This is a genomic window from Streptomyces sp. NRRL S-378, assembly GCF_000720645.1.
Lineage (GTDB): Bacteria > Actinomycetota > Actinomycetes > Streptomycetales > Streptomycetaceae > Streptomyces.
The window spans coordinates 76,190-93,693 of the sequence record NZ_JOBX01000006.1; the positions used below are offsets into that span (position 1 = coordinate 76,190).

The following is a 17,504-nucleotide window of genomic DNA, read 5'->3' on the forward strand; positions in this document are numbered from 1 at the left end:
CCGTGACGCACGACCACGACCTGGTACTCCGTCCCACCGAGGCCCAGACGGCCGCCGCCCTGGCCGCGCCGCCGGGGCGGACGGGCGGGGACCTGGTCGTGGAGACGCTGCGTTCGCTGGGCGCCACCACCGTGTTCGGACTGCCGGGGCAGCACGCCCTCGGCCTCTTCGACGCGGTGGGGCGCTCCGACCTGCGGCTGGTCACCCTCCGGGTGGAGAACAACGCGGGCTTCGCGGCGGACGCGTACGGCCGCGTCACCGGTGAGGCCGCGCCCCTGCTGCTGTCCACCGGCCCCGGCGCGCTCACCGCCCTGCCGGCCCTCGCCGAGGCGGCGGCGGCCTCGGCCCCCGTCCTCGCCATCTCCTCCCAGGTCCCCGTCGCGGGCCTCGGCGGCGGGCGGCGCGGCCACCTGCACGAGCTGCGCGACCAGGCCGCGTCCTTCCGGGACGTGGTCAAGTCGGTCCACGAGGCGCGCACCCCCTCCCAGATCCCCTCGGTGATCGCGGAGGCCTGGGAATCGGCGCTCACGGCCCCGCACGGCCCGGTCTGGGTGGAGATCCCGGAGGACGTCCTCCGCTCGGAGACGATTGTCCCGCCGGTCACGGGCATGGACGCGACCCCGCACGAGCTCGCCCCCCGCCCCGAGCTGACGGCGGTGGCGGCGCACTGGCTGTCACGGGCCTCCCGCCCGGTGATCATCGCCGGCGGCGGGGTCGTCCGCGCGGACGCGTCCGGCAAGCTCAGGCAGCTGGCGGAGCGCCTGAACGCCCCCGTGGTCACCACCTTCGGCGGCAAGGGCGCCTTCCCCTGGACGCACCCGCTGTCCCTGCAGTCCTGGCTGGAGGACCGTCACATGACGGACTTCCTGGAGGACGCCGACGTGCTCCTCGTCGTCGGCTCGGGCCTCGGTGAACTCTCGTCGAACTACCACACGTTCTTCCCCACGGGCCGGGTCGTCCAGATCGACGCCGACCTCGGCAAGCTGGAGTCCAACCACCCCGCCCTGGGCATCCACGCGGACGCCCGCCTCGCCCTCCAGGCCCTGCTGGAGACGGTGACCGAGCGGCAGGACGACCACGCCCCCGAGCGGGTCCGCATGGTCCTGGAGGACGTCGCCGCCCGCCTCGCCGACCAGGACCTGGCCCTGGAACAGTCCCTCCTGGCCTCGATCCGGTCCGCGCTGCCGCCCCGCTCCCCGTCCTTCTGGGACATGACGATCCTGTCCTACTGGGCCTGGTCGGCCTTCGACGCCAAGCACCCCAACACCATGCACTCGGCCCAGGGCGCGGGCGGCCTCGGCTACGCCTTCCCGGCGGCCCTCGGCGCCTGCGTCGCGGAGCCGGGCACGCCCGTCCTCGCCGTCTCCGGGGACGGCGGCGCGATGTACTCCCTCGCGGAGCTGGCCACCGCCCGGCAGCACGACCTCGACGTCACCTGGCTGATCGTGGACGACGGCGGCTACGGCATCCTGCGCGAGTACATGACCGACGCCTTCGAGGGCCGCACCACGGGCACGGAGCTCACCCGCCCCGACTTCGTCGCCCTCGCGGAGTCCTTCGGCGTCCCGGCCGCCACGACCACCCCCGACTCCCTGACGGCCGACCTCAGGAAGGCCCTCGCCACCCCGGGCCCCTCGGTCCTCGTCCTCCCCGCCACCCTCAGGATGTTCGCCCCGACACACTTCTGAGCCCCGCCGCGCGCCGCCCGCCCGCGGCCCCGCCGGAGCCTCGGGCGGGGGCGCGGGCGACCCGGACGGCGCACAGTGCGGGGCTCCCCGCGTGCGCCGGAGGCCACCGGCGTACACGTTCGAATTGTTGCGGCGGGATGAAATCCGCCGGTCGGGGCGTTCCCGCTTCCGGCAGGACAGGACCGAACGGGGAGGCCTACGTGGCGGCGGCAGAGACAGCGGCGGGGGAGAAACAGGGCTGGGGCAGGCGGCTGGCCGGCTACACGTGGCGGTACAAGGCCAACGTGCTGCTCGCCCTCGGCTCCTCGCTGGCGGGCATGGCCGTCATGGCACTCGTGCCGCTGGTCACCAAGGTGATCATCGACGACGTCATCGGGGACCACACCAGGCCCATGGGCCCCTGGGCCGGGATGCTCATAGCCGCCGCCCTGCTCGTGTACGTCCTCACTTACATACGCCGCTACTACGGCGGACGCCTCGCCCTCGATGTGCAGCACGACCTGCGCACCGACATGTACGACACCATCTCCCGCCTCGACGGGCGCCGCCAGGACGAGCTGTCCACCGGCCAGGTCGTCGGACGCGCCACCACCGACCTCCAGCTCATCCAGGGCCTGCTCTTCATGCTCCCGATGACGATCGGGAACTTCCTGCTCTTCGGGATATCCCTGGGGATCATGCTGTGGCTCTCGCCGCTGCTGACCGTCGTCGCCCTGCTGATGGCCCCCGCGCTCTGGTTCATCGCCAAGCGCAGCCGCAAGAAGCTCTTCCCCGCCACCTGGTACGCGCAGAGCCGGGCCGCCGCCGTCGCGGGCGTCGTCGACGGGGCCGTGACCGGCGTACGCGTCGTCAAGGGCTTCGGCCAGGAGGAGCAGGAGACCGCCAAGCTCCGCGACGCCGGACGCCGGCTGTTCGCCGGGCGGATGCGGGCCATCCGGCTCAACTCCCGGTACACCCCCGCCCTGCAGGCCGTGCCCGCGCTCGCCCAGGTCGCCATGCTGGCGCTCGGCGGCTGGCTGGCCACCGAGGGGCGGGTCACCCTCGGCACCTTCGTCGCCTTCTCCACCTACCTCGCCCAGCTCGTCGGCCCGGTCCGCATGCTCGCCATGGTCCTCACCGTCGCCCAGCAGGCCCGCGCCGGCGGGGAGCGGGTCTTCGAGCTCATCGACACCGAGCCCGCGATCCGCGAGGGCACGCACGAACTGCCCGCCGACGCGCCCGCCACCGTCGAGTTCGAGGACGTCCGCTTCGGCTACGACCCCGGGCGGCCGGTCCTCGACGGGTTCTCGCTGTCCGTGGCGGAGGGCGAGACCGTCGCCGTCGTCGGCGCCTCCGGCAGCGGGAAGTCCACCGTCTCGCTCCTCCTGCCGCGCTTCTACGACGCCGACGGCGGCACCGTCCGCATCGGCGGCCACGACGTCCGCGAGCTGACGTACGCGTCCCTGCGCGGCGCGATCGGACTCGTCCCCGAGGATTCCTTCCTCTTCTCCGACACCATCCGCGCCAACATCGCCTACGGCCACCCCGACGCCACCGACGAGCAGATCGAGGCCGCCGCCCGCGCCGCCCAGGCCGACGGGTTCGTCCGGGCCCTGCCCGCCGGGTACGACACCAAGGTCGGAGAGCAGGGCCTGACCCTCTCCGGCGGCCAGCGCCAGCGCATCGCCCTGGCCCGCGCGATCCTGACCGACCCCCGGCTGCTGCTCCTCGACGACGCCACCTCCGCCGTGGACGCCCGCGTCGAGCACGAGATCCACGAGGCCCTGCGCGCCGTCATGGCCGGCCGGACCACCCTGCTGATCGCCCACCGCCGCTCCACGCTCGCGCTGGCCGACCGGATCGCCGTACTCGACCGCGGGCGGCTCGCCGAGATCGGGACGCACGAGGAGCTTCAGAAGCGCTCGCCGCTCTACCGCAGGCTGCTGACCGACCCCGACGCACTGGGCGCCGGCTCGCCGCGGACCCCGGACGCCCTCGCGATGGCCGAGTTCGAGAGCGAGCTCGACCGCGACCTCGAACGCGACATCGAGCTGGAAGCCGAGATCGACTCCGAGCCCGTCAACGCCAAGCGCAGGGTCCCGGCCGGGATCACCCCCGAGCTGTGGCGCCGCCGCGAGGAGACCGACGGAGCCCCCGGCACCGGCACCGCGCCCGCGGCCGGTGGGGCGCCCGGCGCCGGTCACTCCATGGCCGGCGCGGTGGCCGGGACGCCCGCCACCCCCGAACTCCTCGCGCAGGTGGCCGCGCTGCCGCCCGCCGACGACCGGCCCGACGTCGACGAGGCCCGCGCCGCGGCCGCCGAGGAGAGCTACGGGCTACGGCGCCTCCTCAAGGGGTTCTGGGCGCCGCTCGCCATCAGCCTCGCCCTCGTCGCCGTGGACGCGGGCGCCGGACTGCTGCTGCCGGTCCTGATCCGCCACGGCATCGACCAGGGCGTGGAGCAGGCCGTGCTCGGCGCCGTCTGGGCGGCCGCGGGGCTCGCCCTCGCGGTCGTCGTCGCCCAGTGGGGCGCGCAGTTCGCCGAGACCCGGATGACGGGCCGCACCGGCGAGCGCGTCCTGTACTCCCTCCGCGTCAAGATCTTCGCCCAGCTCCAGCGGCTGGGCCTCGACTACTACGAGCGCGAACTCACCGGCAAGATCATGACCCGGATGACCACGGACGTGGACTCGCTGTCCACGTTCCTGCAGACCGGACTGGTCACGGCCGTCGTCTCCGTCTTCACCTTCTTCGGGATCCTCGTCGCCCTGCTCGTCCTCGACGTCGAGCTCGCGCTGATCGTCTTCGCGGCCCTCCCCGTCCTGGTCATCGGGACGATGGTGTTCCGCCGCAAGTCCGTCGCCGCCTACGAGCTCGCCCGCGACCGGGTCAGCCTGGTCAACGCCGACCTCCAGGAGTCCGTCTCCGGTCTGCGCATCGTCCAGGCCTTCCGCCGCGAGGGCTCCGGCGCCACCCGCTTCGCCGAACGCAGCGACTCCTACCGCGAGGCCCGGGTCCGCGGCCAGTGGCTGATATCGGTCTACTTCCCGTTCGTCCAGCTGCTGTCCTCCGCTGCCGCGGCCGCCGTGCTGATCGTCGGCGCGGGCCGGGTGGAGGCCGGGACGCTCACCACCGGCGCGCTGGTCGCGTACCTGCTGTACATCGACCTGTTCTTCGCCCCGGTCCAGCAGCTCTCCCAGGTCTTCGACGGCTACCAGCAGGCCACCGTCTCCCTCCGCCGCATCCAGGACCTGCTGCGCGAGCCCACCACCACCCCGCGGCCCGAGGCCCCGCGCGAGCTGCCGGAGCTGCGCGGCGAGATCGCCTTCGAGAACGTCCGCTTCCAGTACGGGACGGCCGCCGAACGCGGTGAGAAGGGCGAGGCCCTGGCGGGCATCAGCCTGCGCATACCCGCCGGTCAGACCGTTGCCTTCGTCGGCGAGACCGGAGCCGGGAAGTCCACCCTGGTCAAGATGGTGGCCCGGTTCTACGACCCGACCTCCGGCCGGATCACCGCCGACGGCACCGACCTGCGCGAGCTCGACCTGACGGCGTACCGCCACCGGCTGGGCGTCGTCCCCCAGGAGTCGTACCTCTTCCCGGGGACCGTCCGGGACGCCATCGCCTACGGGCGGCCGGAGGCGAGCGACGCCGAGGTGGAGGCCGCCGCCCGCGCGGTCGGTGCCCACGCCATGATCGCCACCCTCGACGGCGGCTACCTGCACACCGTCGCCGAGCGCGGCCGCAACCTCTCGGCGGGCCAGCGCCAGCTGATCGCGCTGGCCCGCGCCGAACTCGTCGACCCGGACGTGCTGCTCCTCGACGAGGCCACCGCCGCCCTGGACCTGGCCACCGAGGCCCAGGTCAACCAGGCGACGGACCGGCTCTCGGGCAAGCGCACCACGCTGGTGGTGGCGCACCGGCTGACCACCGCCGCGCGCGCCGACCGGGTCGTGGTCATGGACCGCGGCCGCGTCGTCGAGGACGGCTCCCACGCCGAACTCCTGGCGCGCGGCGGCCGGTACGCCGAGCTGTGGCGCACCTTCGTCGGGGAGGACGAGCGCGCCGCGGCCTGAGCGGCGGCGGGGCCCCGGGGATCAGAACTCGCCGAACAGCAGGTTCCCCGGGGCGTCCTCGTCGGTGCCGGTGTAGTACTCGCGTACGGCGCCGAGGAGTTCGTCCACCGTCAGGGAGCCGTCCCCGTCCGCGTCGATCCGCCGGAACAGCGCCTCGGTGTGGGCGGGGCTCAGGTCCGTGTCGAAGGCCTCCTGCGCCCGGTGGAACTCCTCCGGGCTGATGACCCCGTCGCCGTCGGTGTCCACGATCGTGAGGATCGCCCGCATCATCGGGCGGAACGAACGGTCGTAGGCCGGCCCGCCCTGCGCGTACAGCCGGGTCATGCCCAGCTTGTACTCCTCGGGCGTGACCTTGCCGTCCCGGTCCAGGTCGAGCTCGGTGAAGAGGTCCTGCCAGAAGTCGGCCAGCCCACCCATCACCAGGGCGGCCCTGGGGGCGTCGGCCGGCTCCGCGAGCGCGGTCAGCAGCCGGGAGCCGAGCGCGATGATGTCGTCGGCGTCGATCACCCCGCTCCGGTCGGCGTCCAGGTGCGTGAAGGCGCGCTCCAGCTTGCGGTCGAGCAGGTCGTTCGTCATGTGAGTGCCTTTCACGGCTGCATCTGCGGTTACGTCGAGCGGACTTGTGATCACCCAGCGTAATCTCCCCGCCGATCGCGAACTTCCGTACCGCCGCCGGGGAGTTGTGGATGCATCCGTACGAGGGAGGCGCGTTCGCCGCAGGGGTGGCCGGGTCCTTGGCGACGGCAACCTTTCGGGGCGTCCGGGCGTCGTACGTGCGTGCGCACGTCGTCCGTGCGCACGGCCGATCGGGGGACTGGATGGCGAAGGAGCGGGGCGGGCCGGGCCGCCGGGCCGCATCACTGGGAGCGCTCACAGGGGCCCTGTGGCTCTGTGTCGGCGGCCTGTTCGCCGGGCCGCCCGTCCAGGCCGCGAGCGGGGGCTGTACGGGCCGGCTGGCGCGGACGGTGCCGTTCGACACGGGTGAGCTGCGCGTCTACAAGAGCCGCACCCGGGCCTGTGCCATGGCCGTGACCCGGACCGCGGGCGAGCGGCGGCGGATCGCGGTGAGCATCCAGCCGCGCGGCGGCGCTCCGGTGCGCGACGCCGGGCGATTCACCCGACATGCCGGGCCCGTCACCGTCGGGGCGATCAGCCGCTGTGTGTATGTAAAGGGGAGCGTAGGGGGCGGTTCGGCCGACTCCGGCTGGATCCTTTGCTGAGGGACAGTCCCAACTGGGTCTGTTCAGTGGCGTGTTGGCCCGGCTAGGTTCACGGCGACCGAAGTGAACTCAAGGGGAGGGCGAATGCGCAAGACGCTCGGATGGCTGCTGTCGCTCGTGGTGCTCATCGGCACCATGGGCGCGGCCGGCTCCACGGCACAAGCGGCCACCGCCGCGGAGCCGGCGGCGGCCGCGGACATCAAGGACCAGATCCTCGGCATTCCCGGGATGAGCCTGATCGAGGAGAAGCCGTACCCCGGCTACCGATTCTTCGTGCTGAACTACGAGCAGCCGGTCGACCACCGGCAGCCGTGGAAGGGCACCTTCAAGCAGCGCCTGACCCTGTTGCACAAGGACGTCTCGCGGCCGTCGGTCTTCTTCACCTCCGGCTACAACGTCAACACCAACCCGCGCCGCAGTGAGCCGACGACCATCATCGACGGCAACCAGGTGTCCATGGAGTATCGATTCTTCACGCCCTCCCGGCCCGACCCGGCCAACTGGGCCAACCTGGACATCTGGCAGGCGGCCAGTGACCAGCACCGCATCTTCACCGCCCTGAAGAAGATCTACAAGAAGAACTGGCTGGCCACGGGCGGCAGCAAGGGCGGCATGACGGCGACGTACTACGAGCGTTTCTACCCGCGCGACATGGACGGCGTCGTGGCGTACGTCGCGCCCAACGACGTCGCCGACAAGGAGGACTCGGCCTACGACCGGTTCTTCGCCAAGGTCGGCACCAAGGAGTGCCGCGACAGGCTGAACGCCGTGCAGCGCGAGGCGCTGGTGCGCCGCGAGCCGCTGGAGGCCAAGTACGCTGCGGCCGCCGCCGAGAACGGCTGGACCTTCACCACCGTCGGCAGCCTCGACAAGGCCTACGAGGCCGTCGTCCTCGACTACGTGTGGGCTTTCTGGCAGTACAGCCTGCTGGCCGACTGCGCCTCGATCCCGGCCGCCGCCACCGCCACCGACCAGGAGATCTGGGACTCGATCGACGCGATCTCCGGCTTCTCCGCCTACACCGACCAGGGCCTGGAGACGTACACGCCGTACTACTACCAGGCGGGCACCCAGCTCGGCTCCCCGGACATCAAGCAGCCGCACCTGGGCAACCTGAGCCGCTACGGCTACCAGCCGCCGCGCAACTTCGTGCCCCGCGACATCCCCATGACCTTCCAGTCCGGAGCCATGGCGGACATCGACAGGTGGGTGCGTGACAACGCGAACCAGATGCTGTTCGTGTACGGCCAGAACGACCCGTGGGGTGCCGAGCCGTTCCGCATCGGGTACTCGGCGCGCGACAGCTACGTGATGACCGCTCCGGGCGCCAACCACGGGGCGAACGTCGCCAAGCTCCTCGACGGTGAGAAGGCCCTCGCGACCGCCAAGATCCTCCAGTGGGCCGGCGTCGCCCCGGCCGCGACGCTCGCCGACACCGGCCGGGCGGCGCCGCTGGCCGCCCCGGACGCCGAGCTCGACCGGCGCGACCTGGAGCGCGAGCCGCAGCTGCGCCCGTAAGGACGCAACGCCGGTGAACGACGAGGGCGTGCCCGCATTCCGCGGGCACGCCCTCCGCCGTTGCGGATCCTCAGGTGCCGAGCGAGAGCCCGTGGCCGAGCGGGTAGCGGCCCGGGACCGGGACGGGCAGACGGCCCGAGGGCCGCGCCGCCCCTGTCAGGACGCGGGCCGCCGCCCGCATCTCCGCGTCCCCCCAGGAGTACGTCGCCAGCTCCGCCGCGCAGGCCGGCAGCCGGGCCGGGTCGTAGGGGTTGCGGAGTGCCACCAGGACCACCGGCACCCCGGTGGCGATCAGCTCCGTCACCAGGGTGCGCTGCGGGCCGTCCCCCTCCGGAACGTTGTACGTGCACACCAGCACCGCCGCGTGCCCGGCCGCCGCGGCCACCGCGCGCGAGGGCGCCACCGCCGTGGCCCGGCAGCCCAGCGCGGTCAGCTCCCGGGCCAGTACGACGGTGGGCGGGCCGGTCGTGCCGCTGGGGGAGACCGGGTCCGTGCCGGTGACCAGCAGCCGGGGCGCGGCCTTGGCGTCGATCGGCACCAGCTTGCCGGGATCGGCCAGCAGGGTCGTGGTCGCGGCCGCGATCCGGTCGGCGGCGTCCAGGTGTCCGCGTGCGCCGACGACCGCGCCCACCGTCGCGGCGGAGGGGTACGCCTCGTCGAACAGGCCCCGGCGGGACTTCAGTTCGAGGATCCGCAGCACCGACTCCTCGACGCGCTCCTCGGTCAGCTCGCCCGACGCGACGGCCGCCAGCACGCTGCGGTGGGCCAGGGGGAGGTCCGGTGGGTTCAGCAACTGGTCGCAGCCCGCCAGGAGGGCCAGTACGGGCACGCGGTCGTCCCCGTACTTCTGTCGGACCCCGGCCATGTCCAGGGCGTCGGTGACCACCACCCCCCGGAAGCCGAGGCGTTCGCGCAGGAGGCCGGTGACGATCGGCCGGGAGAGGGTCGCCGGGTCGCCCGAGGGGTCCAGGGCGGGGAACACGATGTGCGCCGTCATGATCGCGTCCACCCCGGCCTCCACCGCGGCCCGGAAGGGCGGCTCGTCGAGCTTCTCCCAGGCGGCGCGGGTGTGCCGCATGACCGGCAGGCCCACGTGGCTGTCGGTCTCGGTGTCCCCGTGGCCGGGGAAGTGCTTGGCCGTGGCGGCCACCCCGGCGCCCTGGTAGCCGCGCACCTGGGCGGCGACCAGCTCCGCGACGGCGCGCGGGTCGGAGCCGAAGGAACGGACGCCGATGACCGGATTGGCCGGGTTGACGTTGACGTCGGCCACCGGTGCGTAGTCCTGCCGGATGCCCATGGCCGCGAGTTCCTTGCCCGCGATGCGGGCGGCGCGCCGGGCGTCGGTGGCGGAACCGGAGGCGCCGAGGGCCATGGCCCCCGGGAACAGGGTCGCGGGCTTGCCGATCCTGGCGACTGCGCCGTGCTCCTGGTCGGTGGAGAGCAGTAGCGGGATCCGGGCGCCGGTGGTGAGGGCGCTCCGCTGCAGACCGGCCGAGAGCGCCGCGATCTGCTGCGGGGCGCGGGTGTTGTGGGCCCAGGCGAAGTACACGATCCCGCCGAGGTGGTAGCGGGAGACCAGCTCGGCGGCGGTGCGCACGCCGAACGCCGCGTGGTTCTGCTCGGCGTCCGCCGGGTCGGGGTCGGTCGCGGAGTGTCCGTACGCGCGGGAGACGAAGAGCTGCCCGACCTTCTCGGCGAGGCTCATCCGGTCGATGGCGCGCCGCAGCCGGGCCCGGTCGGGGCGGCGGCCGACGGGCCCGTCCGCGTTGAGGGCGTCGTCGGTGGCGGTGCGCGCGGGGCCCGATGCGGTGGCGGCCGCACCCGCGGCCGTGGCGGCGACCGCGACGGCCGCGGCGAGCAGGTTCCGGCGGGAGGCGTGGTTCGGCACGCGCCGGACCCTACCGGTGCCGTCCGGCGGCGGCCGGGCGTGTCGCTGCGTGTCGCCCCGTGGGGCGGTGCGGCGGTACGGCGGTTCGGGCGGAGGCCCGGTGGGCCGGGGCGGCGGTGCGGGGCGGCCCGGTGGGCCGGGGCGGTGCGGAGTCCCGGGGCGGCGGTGCGGGGGCGGCACGCGGCCCGGCCCGGTCGGCAGGCCTACTGCGCGGCCCAGTGCTGCTGGAGGGTGCGGACCGTTTCGGTGATGGCCGGGCGGCGGGCCGCTCCGGTGCGCCAGAGGGCGTACAGCCGGCGGACGGGGCCCGGTTCCAGCGGTACGGCCACGGCTCCCGGCGGGAGGGTGCCGGTGCCCAGCCGGGGGACGACCGCCACCCCGAGTCCGGCCGCGACCAGGGCGACGATGGTGTGGTTCTCCTCGGCGACGTGCGCGATGTCCGGCTCGAAGCCCGCGGTGCGCAGCGTCCGCATCAGCCAGTCGTGGCAGACCCGCCCGGGCGGCTGGCACACCCAGCGCTCACCGCCGAGGTCGGAGCGGCGGACGGCAGCACGGGTGGTGAAGGGATGGCCGGCGGGTACCACCAGGTCGCAGAGGTCGTCCCCGATCAGGGCCTGTTCCACCCCCTCGGGCGCGGGCAGCGGGGCGATGTCCCAGTCGTGGGCCACGGCCAGATCGGTGACGCCCCGGGCCACCAGGTCCACGGACAGGTGCGGGTCGACCTCGGTGAGGCGCACGTCCAGGGCCGGGTGGCGGTGGGCCAGGTCGGCCAGTACCCCCGGCAGCAGGCCGCGTGCGGCCGAGGCGAAGGCGGCGACCGTGAGCAGCCCGCTCGGCTGCCCGCGGCGCTCCTCCAGGGTGGTCTCGGCGCGTTCGACGATCGCCAGCAACTCCTGCGCCGTGTCCGCCAGATGGCGGGCCTCCTCGGTGAGGGCGACGCCGCGCCCGCGCCGTTCCAGCAGGGTGGTACGGGTTTCCCGCTCCAGCTTGGCGATCTGCTGCGAGACCGCGGAGGGGGTGTAACCGAGGGCGGCCGCCGCGCCCGCGACCGAGCCGTGGACGGATACGGCGTGCAGGGCGCGCAGCCGGGCGAGATCGAGCATGCCCCCATCCTATTCGTTAGCGCTGCTTCATCCATGGGTGAAGAGATCCGCGCTGGTGCTACACGGTGGAGCGGGCGGATGCTCGGTCCATGCGTCCCGTACACACCGCACTCGCCGTGCTCGTCGCCGCCGTCTGGGGCTTCAACTTCGTGGTCATCGAGATCGGCCTCGACCACTTCCCGCCCCTGCTGCTGTCCGCCCTGCGCTTCCTCGTCGCCGCCCTGCCCGCCGTGTTCTTCGTCGGGCCGCCGAAGGTCGCCTGGAAGTGGGTCCTCGGGGTGGGCGCCGCCCTCGGCATCGCCAAGTTCGGACTGCTCTTCACCGGCATGGACGCGGGGATGCCCGCAGGGCTGTCCTCGCTCGTCCTGCAGGTCCAGGCGGTCTTCACCGCCGTCCTCGCGGCCGTCGTGCTCCGCGAGCGGCCGGGCCGGGTGCGGGTGACCGGGATGGCGGTGGCGCTGGCCGGGATCGCCGTCGCCGCCGTGGACGGCGGGACCTCCGGGCCGGTGCTCGGATTCACCCTGGTCGTGGCGGCCGCCGCCTGCTGGGGCGTCTCCAACGTGCTCACCCGCAAGGCCTCCCCGCCCGACGCGCTGAACTTCATGGTGTGGGTGTGCACCGTGCCCGTGCTGCCGCTGTTCGGGTTGTCGCTGCTGCTGGAGGGGCCCGAGCGGGACCTGGCCGCGCTGCGGGCCCTGGACTGGTCCGGGGTGGGCGTCATCGCGTACGTCGCGTGGATCTCGACCGTGTTCGGCTTCGGGGCGTGGGGCTACCTGCTGCGCCGCTACCCGGCCTCGTCGGTGGCTCCGTTCAGCCTGCTGGTGCCGGTCTTCGGGATGTCCTCGGCGGCGCTGGTGCTGGGGGAGCAGGTGTCGGGCCTGCGCTGGGTGGCGGCGGTGCTGCTGGTGGGCGGGGTGGCGCTGACGTCACTGGCGCCCGCGCGGCCGCGGGCCGGTACCGCGGCCGTCAGTGCGCGGAGCCGTCCTGCAGCGGCAGGCGCCAGTCCTGCCCGATGAGGGAGGCCCCGTACGAGCGGTGCGGGCGCTCCGCGACCAGGGTGAACCCGGCCCGCAGGTAGAGCTCGCGGGCGTCGGCCAGCACGTCGTTGGTCCACAGCACCAGTTCGCGGTAGCCGACCGAGCGGGCGAAGGCGACGACCGTGTCGACCAGCAGCCCGCCGATGCCGCGGCCGCGCCCCTCGGGGTCGACCAGGAGCAGCCGCAGGCGGGCGGTGCCGGGTGCGCCGTCCTCCCGCACGCACATCACCGAGCCCACCGGCAGGCCGTCCAGCTCGGCGATCCAGACCCGTTCCAGGTACGGGTCGTGGTCCTCGGCGAAGTCGGCGACGATTCGGGCCACCAGGCCCTCGAACTCGGCGTTCCAGCCGTACTCGGCGGCGTACAGCGCGCCGTGCCGCTGCACGATCCAGCCCAGGTCGCCGGGGGCCGGGTCGCGCAGGCGGACTCCCTTGGCCGCGGGGTCCTCAGGTGTCCGGGGTGCCGCGGGCGTGTCCATGGCGCTCGAGGATAGCGCGGGCCGGGCCGGGGGATGCCCCGCGGCCGCCGGCCCGCGCTGGGCCGTACGGGTGTTCCGGAGGGCTATTTCCGGCCGCCGCCGAGGATCTGGCCCAGGAGGTCGCCGAGTCCGCCGTCGCCCGCGGGGGCCGCGCCGGGTGTCGCGGGGGTGCCCGCCGCAGTACCGCCGGCGGACCTGCCGACGGCCACCGGCCTGCTCAGCTTGGCCAGGACACCGGCCATGACGATTCACTCATGCCTGGAACGCTCCTTGTGTACCGATTCGCCAGCACCTCGAGTAGGCGTTGGGTAACGGAAACGTAAATCTGCGACTCCGGATGCAACCCTCCGGGAGGACCGCGGGTCGTATGGTGCGTCGGGACTTCCGGGGAGGGATCCGGGGGGATCGGGAAGTCCGACGAGGGAGGGGTAACCGTGAGGGGGTCCGGCCGTGAGGCGGGACCCCCTTCGCGCTGTCCACAGGGCTGACGCGATGTCGGCGCCGCCCGGTAGTTTCGGGTCATGGCAACGGACGGGGCACGGGCGGCGGTGCAACTGGCGGTGGTCGAGGGCGTGCTCGAACGCATCACCTACGCCAACGAGGAGAGCGGCTACACGGTCGCCCGGGTCGACACCGGCCGCGGCAGCGGTGACCTCCTCACCGTGGTCGGCTCGCTGCTGGGGGCGCAGCCCGGCGAATCGCTGCGCATGGAGGGCCGTTGGGGCTCTCACCCGCAGTACGGCAAGCAGTTCACCGTGGAGAACTACCGCACCGTCCTGCCCGCGACCATCCAGGGCATCCGCCGGTACCTCGGCTCCGGCCTGATCAAGGGCATCGGCCCGAGGATCGCCGACCGGATCGTGGAGCACTTCGGCACCGACACCCTCGACGTGATCGAGTCCGAGCCGAAGCGGCTGGTCGAGGTTCCGGGGCTCGGCCCCAAGCGGACGAAGCTGATCGGGGCCGCCTGGGAGGAACAGAAGGCCATCAAGGAGGTCATGGTCTTCCTCCAGGGCGTCGGCGTCTCCACCTCCATCGCGGTGCGCATCTACAAGAAGTACGGCGACGCCTCCATCTCCGTCGTCAACAACCAGCCCTACCGGCTCGCGGCCGACGTGTGGGGCATCGGATTCCTGACCGCCGACCGCATCGCCCAGGCCGTCGGGATCCCGCACGACAGCCCCGAGCGGGTCAAGGCCGGACTGCAGTACGCCCTGTCCCAGTCCACCGACCAGGGCCACTGCTTCCTGCCCGAGGAGAAGCTCATCGCCGACGGGGTCAAACTGCTCCAGGTGGACACCGGACTGGTGATCGAGTGCCTGGCCGAACTCGCCGCCGACCCGGAGGGCGTCGTACGGGAGCCCGTGCCGGACCCGCAGGGCGGGCCCGACCCGCTGACCGCCGTGTACCTGGTGCCCTTCCACCGGGCAGAGCTGTCCCTGGTCGGGCAGGTGCGCAGGCTCCTGCACGCCGAGGACGACCGGATGCCCTCCTTCCAGGACGTGGACTGGGACCGTGCGCTGGGCTGGCTCGCCGGGCGTACGGGGGCCACGCTCGCCCCCGAGCAGCGGGACGCGGTCAGGCTGGCGCTGACCCGCAAGGTCGCCGTCCTCACGGGCGGCCCCGGCTGCGGCAAGTCCTTCACCGTGCGCTCCATCGTCGAGCTGGCCCGGGCCAAGAAGGCCAAGGTGGTGCTGGCCGCGCCGACCGGCCGGGCGGCGAAGCGGCTCTCGGAGCTCACCGGGGCCGAGGCTTCCACAGTGCATCGGCTGCTGGAGCTCAAGCCGGGCGGGGACGCCGCGTACGACCGGGAACGGCCACTGGACGCCGACCTGGTCGTGGTCGACGAGGCCTCGATGCTGGACCTGCTGCTGGCCAACAAGCTGGTCAAGGCGGTGGCGCCGGGTGCCCACCTGCTGCTCGTGGGGGACGTGGACCAGCTGCCCTCGGTCGGTGCCGGGGAGGTGCTGCGGGACCTGCTCGCGGAGGGCGGCCCGGTGCCCGCGGTGCGCCTGACCCGGATCTTCCGGCAGGCCCAGCAGTCCGGCGTGGTCACCAACGCGCACCGGATCAACACCGGGCTGCCGCCGATCACCGACGGACTGCCGGACTTCTTCCTCTTCCCCGAGGAGGACACCGAGGCGGCGGGCGTGCTGGCCGTGGACGTGGCGGCCCGCAGGATCCCGGCCCGGTTCGGCCTCGACCCGCGGCGGGACGTCCAGGTGCTCGCCCCCATGCACCGCGGCCCGGCGGGCGCCGGGAACCTCAACGGGCTGCTCCAGCAGGCGATGACGCCGGCCCGGCCGGACCTGCCGGAGAAGCGGTTCGGCGGCCGGGTCTTCCGCGTGGGCGACAAGGTCACCCAGATCCGCAACAACTACGAGAAGGGGGCCAACGGCGTCTTCAACGGCACGGTCGGCGTCGTCATCGGCCTGGACGCGGACGAACAGCGCCTGACGGTGCGGACGGAGGAGGACGAGGAGATCGGCTACGAGTTCTCGGAGCTCGACGAGCTGGCCCACGCCTACGCCGTCACCATCCACCGCTCCCAGGGGAGTGAATATCCCGCTGTGGTGATCCCGGTCACCACTGGCGCTTGGATGATGCTCCAGCGAAATCTGCTCTACACGGCCGTGACCAGGGCGAAGAAACTGGTCGTCCTCGTCGGGTCCAGGAAGGCCCTCGGCCAGGCGGTGCGTACCGTTTCCGCAGGCAGGAGGTATACGGCGGTCGCGCCGAGGCTCTCCGGACGGATACCGGTGGGAAACATCACCTAGATGATCGATCATTTGGGGTTCCCGCACCGGTGCGGAGGGGGCAGGATGAGCAGGTTGGCGGCACTCAGTGCCGTCCGAAAGACCAAAGGCCGACCCCGAGTGCACTCTCCTGCGCCAAATGGGGGAAGGTAGAGGCAGTCAGGGCACCTCGAAGAAGAGGCACTACGTCGGTGAGGGATGACGTGAGCGACAACTCTGTAGTACTCCGGTACGCGGACGGTGAATACACCTACCCGGTGGTCGAAAGCACCGTCGGCGACCAGGGCTTCGACATCTCGAAGCTGCGGGCCCAGACCGGGCTCGTCACGTTGGACAGTGGCTACGGCAACACCGCCGCCTACAAGTCCGCGATCACCTACCTCGACGGTGAGCAGGGCATCCTGCGTTACCGCGGCTACCCGATCGAGCAGCTGGCCGAGCGTTCGTCCTTCATCGAGGTGGCCTACCTGCTGATCAACGGTGAGCTGCCGACCGTCGACCAGCTCGCGTCCTTCCGCAACGAGATCACCCAGCACACGCTGCTCCACGAGGACGTGAAGCGCTTCTACGACGGCTTCCCGCGCGACGCCCACCCGATGGCGATGCTGTCGTCCGTGGTCAGCGCGCTGTCCACGTTCTACCAGGACAGCCACAACCCGTTCGACGAGAAGCAGCGCCACCTCTCGACGATCCGCCTGCTGGCCAAGCTCCCGACGATCGCGGCCTACGCGTACAAGAAGTCGGTGGGCCACCCGGTGGTCTACCCGCGCAACGACCTCAGCTACGTCGAGAACTTCCTGCGCATGACCTTCTCCGTGCCGGCCCAGGAGTACGACCTGGACCCGGTCGTGGTCTCCGCGCTCGACAAGCTGCTGATCCTGCACGCGGACCACGAGCAGAACTGCTCCACCTCCACCGTGCGCCTGGTCGGCTCCTCGCAGGCGAACATGTTCGCCTCGATCTCCGCCGGCATCTCGGCCCTGTGGGGTCCGCTGCACGGTGGCGCCAACCAGTCCGTCCTGGAGATGCTGGAAGGCATCAAGAACGACGGCGGCGACGTCGACGCCTTCATCCGTAAGGTGAAGAACAAGGAGGACGGCGTCCGCCTCATGGGCTTCGGGCACCGCGTCTACAAGAGCTTCGACCCCCGGGCGAAGATCATCAAGGCGGCGGCGCACGACGTCCTCTCGGCGCTCGGCAAGAGCGACGAGCTGCTCGACATCGCGCTCAAGCTGGAGGAGCACGCGCTCGCCGACGAGTACTTCGTCTCGCGCAACCTCTACCCGAACGTGGACTTCTACACCGGTCTGATCTACCGGGCCATGGGCTTCCCGACCGAGATGTTCACCGTGCTCTTCGCGCTCGGCCGTCTCCCCGGCTGGATCGCCCAGTGGCAGGAAATGATCAAGGAGCCGGGTTCCCGCATCGGCCGCCCGCGCCAGATCTACACGGGCGAGGTCCTGCGCGACTTCGTTCCCGTCGAGGCCCGCTGACCCGAGGCCGCCCGGCGCCGCGTACATCTGCGCGGCGCCGCCCCAGGCGTACGAGAAGCGCCCCGCCGTCGATCCCCCCACGGGTCGACGGTCGGGGCGCTTCCCTTTTCCCCCCGAAACGGATTCCCCCCACGGGACCCGGATCGGGGCGTCCTTGAGCCGGGACCCGTTCGGGTCGGGAGGGCCGCTCAAAGCCTCCCGCGGGCACGTGTCCCGGCCGGCGGATGCCACGGAAAACCCCCAAGGTTTCCGTGGAACGTCCCCCAAG

At 72.6% G+C, this 17,504-nt stretch carries 11 protein-coding genes and 1 pseudogene; 7 read left to right on the forward strand and 5 right to left on the reverse strand.

Annotation, left to right across the window (positions count from 1 at the left end):
• Positions 1–2: 2 nt before the first annotated feature.
• Together IH80_RS0106095 and IH80_RS0106100 are read left to right on the forward strand one after the other, a co-directional pair.
• Complete coding sequence (locus IH80_RS0106095) at positions 3–1,688, forward strand: thiamine pyrophosphate-binding protein (protein ID WP_030958320.1); 1,686 nt, start codon at positions 3–5, stop codon at positions 1,686–1,688.
• A 200-nt stretch (positions 1,689–1,888) separates the two neighbouring features.
• On the forward strand, positions 1,889–5,743 hold the full coding sequence (locus IH80_RS0106100; protein WP_030958321.1) for an ABC transporter ATP-binding protein: 3,855 nt from the start codon (positions 1,889–1,891) through the stop codon (positions 5,741–5,743).
• Positions 5,744–5,764: 21 nt separating this feature from the next.
• On the opposite strand, the gene IH80_RS0106105 is transcribed toward IH80_RS0106100, so the two are convergent.
• On the reverse strand, positions 5,765–6,319 hold the full coding sequence (locus tag IH80_RS0106105; protein WP_030958322.1) for an EF-hand domain-containing protein: 555 nt from the start codon (positions 6,317–6,319) through the stop codon (positions 5,765–5,767).
• 242 nt (positions 6,320–6,561) lie between these two features.
• Between IH80_RS0106105 and IH80_RS0106110 the strand changes: the two genes are divergently transcribed.
• Both IH80_RS0106110 and IH80_RS0106115 read left to right on the forward strand, forming a co-directional pair.
• Positions 6,562–6,963 carry a hypothetical protein gene (locus IH80_RS0106110; RefSeq protein WP_030958324.1) on the forward strand — a complete coding sequence of 134 codons (402 nt, stop codon included), beginning with the start codon at positions 6,562–6,564 and terminating at the stop codon, positions 6,961–6,963.
• A gap of 84 nt (positions 6,964–7,047) precedes the next feature.
• Entirely contained in the window at positions 7,048–8,481 is a 1,434-nt protein-coding gene (locus IH80_RS0106115) for a S28 family serine protease (RefSeq protein ID WP_030958326.1), read from the forward strand.
• Positions 8,482–8,551: 70 nt separating this feature from the next.
• Here IH80_RS0106115 and IH80_RS0106120 read toward each other — a convergent pair whose 3' ends face one another.
• Positions 8,552–10,369: a glycoside hydrolase family 3 protein gene (locus IH80_RS0106120; RefSeq protein WP_030958327.1), complete on the reverse strand. Its 1,818-nt coding sequence runs from the start codon at positions 10,367–10,369 to the stop codon at positions 8,552–8,554.
• 203 nt (positions 10,370–10,572) lie between these two features.
• Positions 10,573–11,472, reverse strand: a complete 900-nt coding sequence (locus IH80_RS0106125; protein WP_030958328.1) for a LysR family transcriptional regulator — start codon at positions 11,470–11,472, stop codon at positions 10,573–10,575.
• Between the two features lie 89 nt (positions 11,473–11,561).
• Here IH80_RS0106125 and IH80_RS0106130 point away from each other — a divergent pair, with 89 nt between their 5' ends.
• Entirely contained in the window at positions 11,562–12,488 is a 927-nt protein-coding gene (locus tag IH80_RS0106130; protein WP_037879016.1) for an EamA family transporter, read from the forward strand.
• On the opposite strand, the pseudogene IH80_RS38935 reads toward IH80_RS0106130, so the two are convergent.
• Positions 12,439–12,936: pseudogene (locus tag IH80_RS38935) on the reverse strand (GNAT family N-acetyltransferase); the annotation flags it as partial. The gene IH80_RS0106130 and the pseudogene IH80_RS38935 sit on opposite strands and share 50 nt — an antisense overlap.
• Before the next feature lie 134 nt (positions 12,937–13,070).
• A complete protein-coding gene (locus tag IH80_RS44550; RefSeq protein WP_158943295.1) occupies positions 13,071–13,229 on the reverse strand; it encodes a hypothetical protein in 159 nt (52 codons plus the stop codon).
• 279 nt (positions 13,230–13,508) lie between these two features.
• Here IH80_RS44550 and IH80_RS0106140 point away from each other — a divergent pair, with 279 nt between their 5' ends.
• Entirely contained in the window at positions 13,509–15,764 is a 2,256-nt protein-coding gene (locus IH80_RS0106140; protein ID WP_030958333.1) for an ATP-dependent RecD-like DNA helicase, read from the forward strand.
• A 182-nt stretch (positions 15,765–15,946) separates the two neighbouring features.
• The gene (locus IH80_RS0106145; protein WP_030958335.1) at positions 15,947–17,236 is read left to right on the forward strand and encodes a citrate synthase; all 1,290 of its coding nucleotides are present in this window, start codon (positions 15,947–15,949) and stop codon (positions 17,234–17,236) included.
• Positions 17,237–17,504: the final 268 nt, after the last annotated feature.

Coding starts and splice junctions, on each gene's coding strand:
- IH80_RS0106105 (WP_030958322.1), bottom strand. CDS start 6,319: ATGACGAACGACCTGCTCGACCGCAAGCTGGAGCGCGCCTTCACGCAC.
- IH80_RS0106110 (WP_030958324.1), top strand. CDS start 6,562: ATGGCGAAGGAGCGGGGCGGGCCGGGCCGCCGGGCCGCATCACTGGGA.
- IH80_RS0106115 (WP_030958326.1), top strand. CDS start 7,048: ATGCGCAAGACGCTCGGATGGCTGCTGTCGCTCGTGGTGCTCATCGGC.
- IH80_RS0106125 (WP_030958328.1), bottom strand. CDS start 11,472: ATGCTCGATCTCGCCCGGCTGCGCGCCCTGCACGCCGTATCCGTCCAC.
- IH80_RS0106130 (WP_037879016.1), top strand. CDS start 11,562: ATGCGTCCCGTACACACCGCACTCGCCGTGCTCGTCGCCGCCGTCTGG.
- IH80_RS44550 (WP_158943295.1), bottom strand. CDS start 13,229: ATGGCCGGTGTCCTGGCCAAGCTGAGCAGGCCGGTGGCCGTCGGCAGG.
- IH80_RS0106140 (WP_030958333.1), top strand. CDS start 13,509: ATGGCAACGGACGGGGCACGGGCGGCGGTGCAACTGGCGGTGGTCGAG.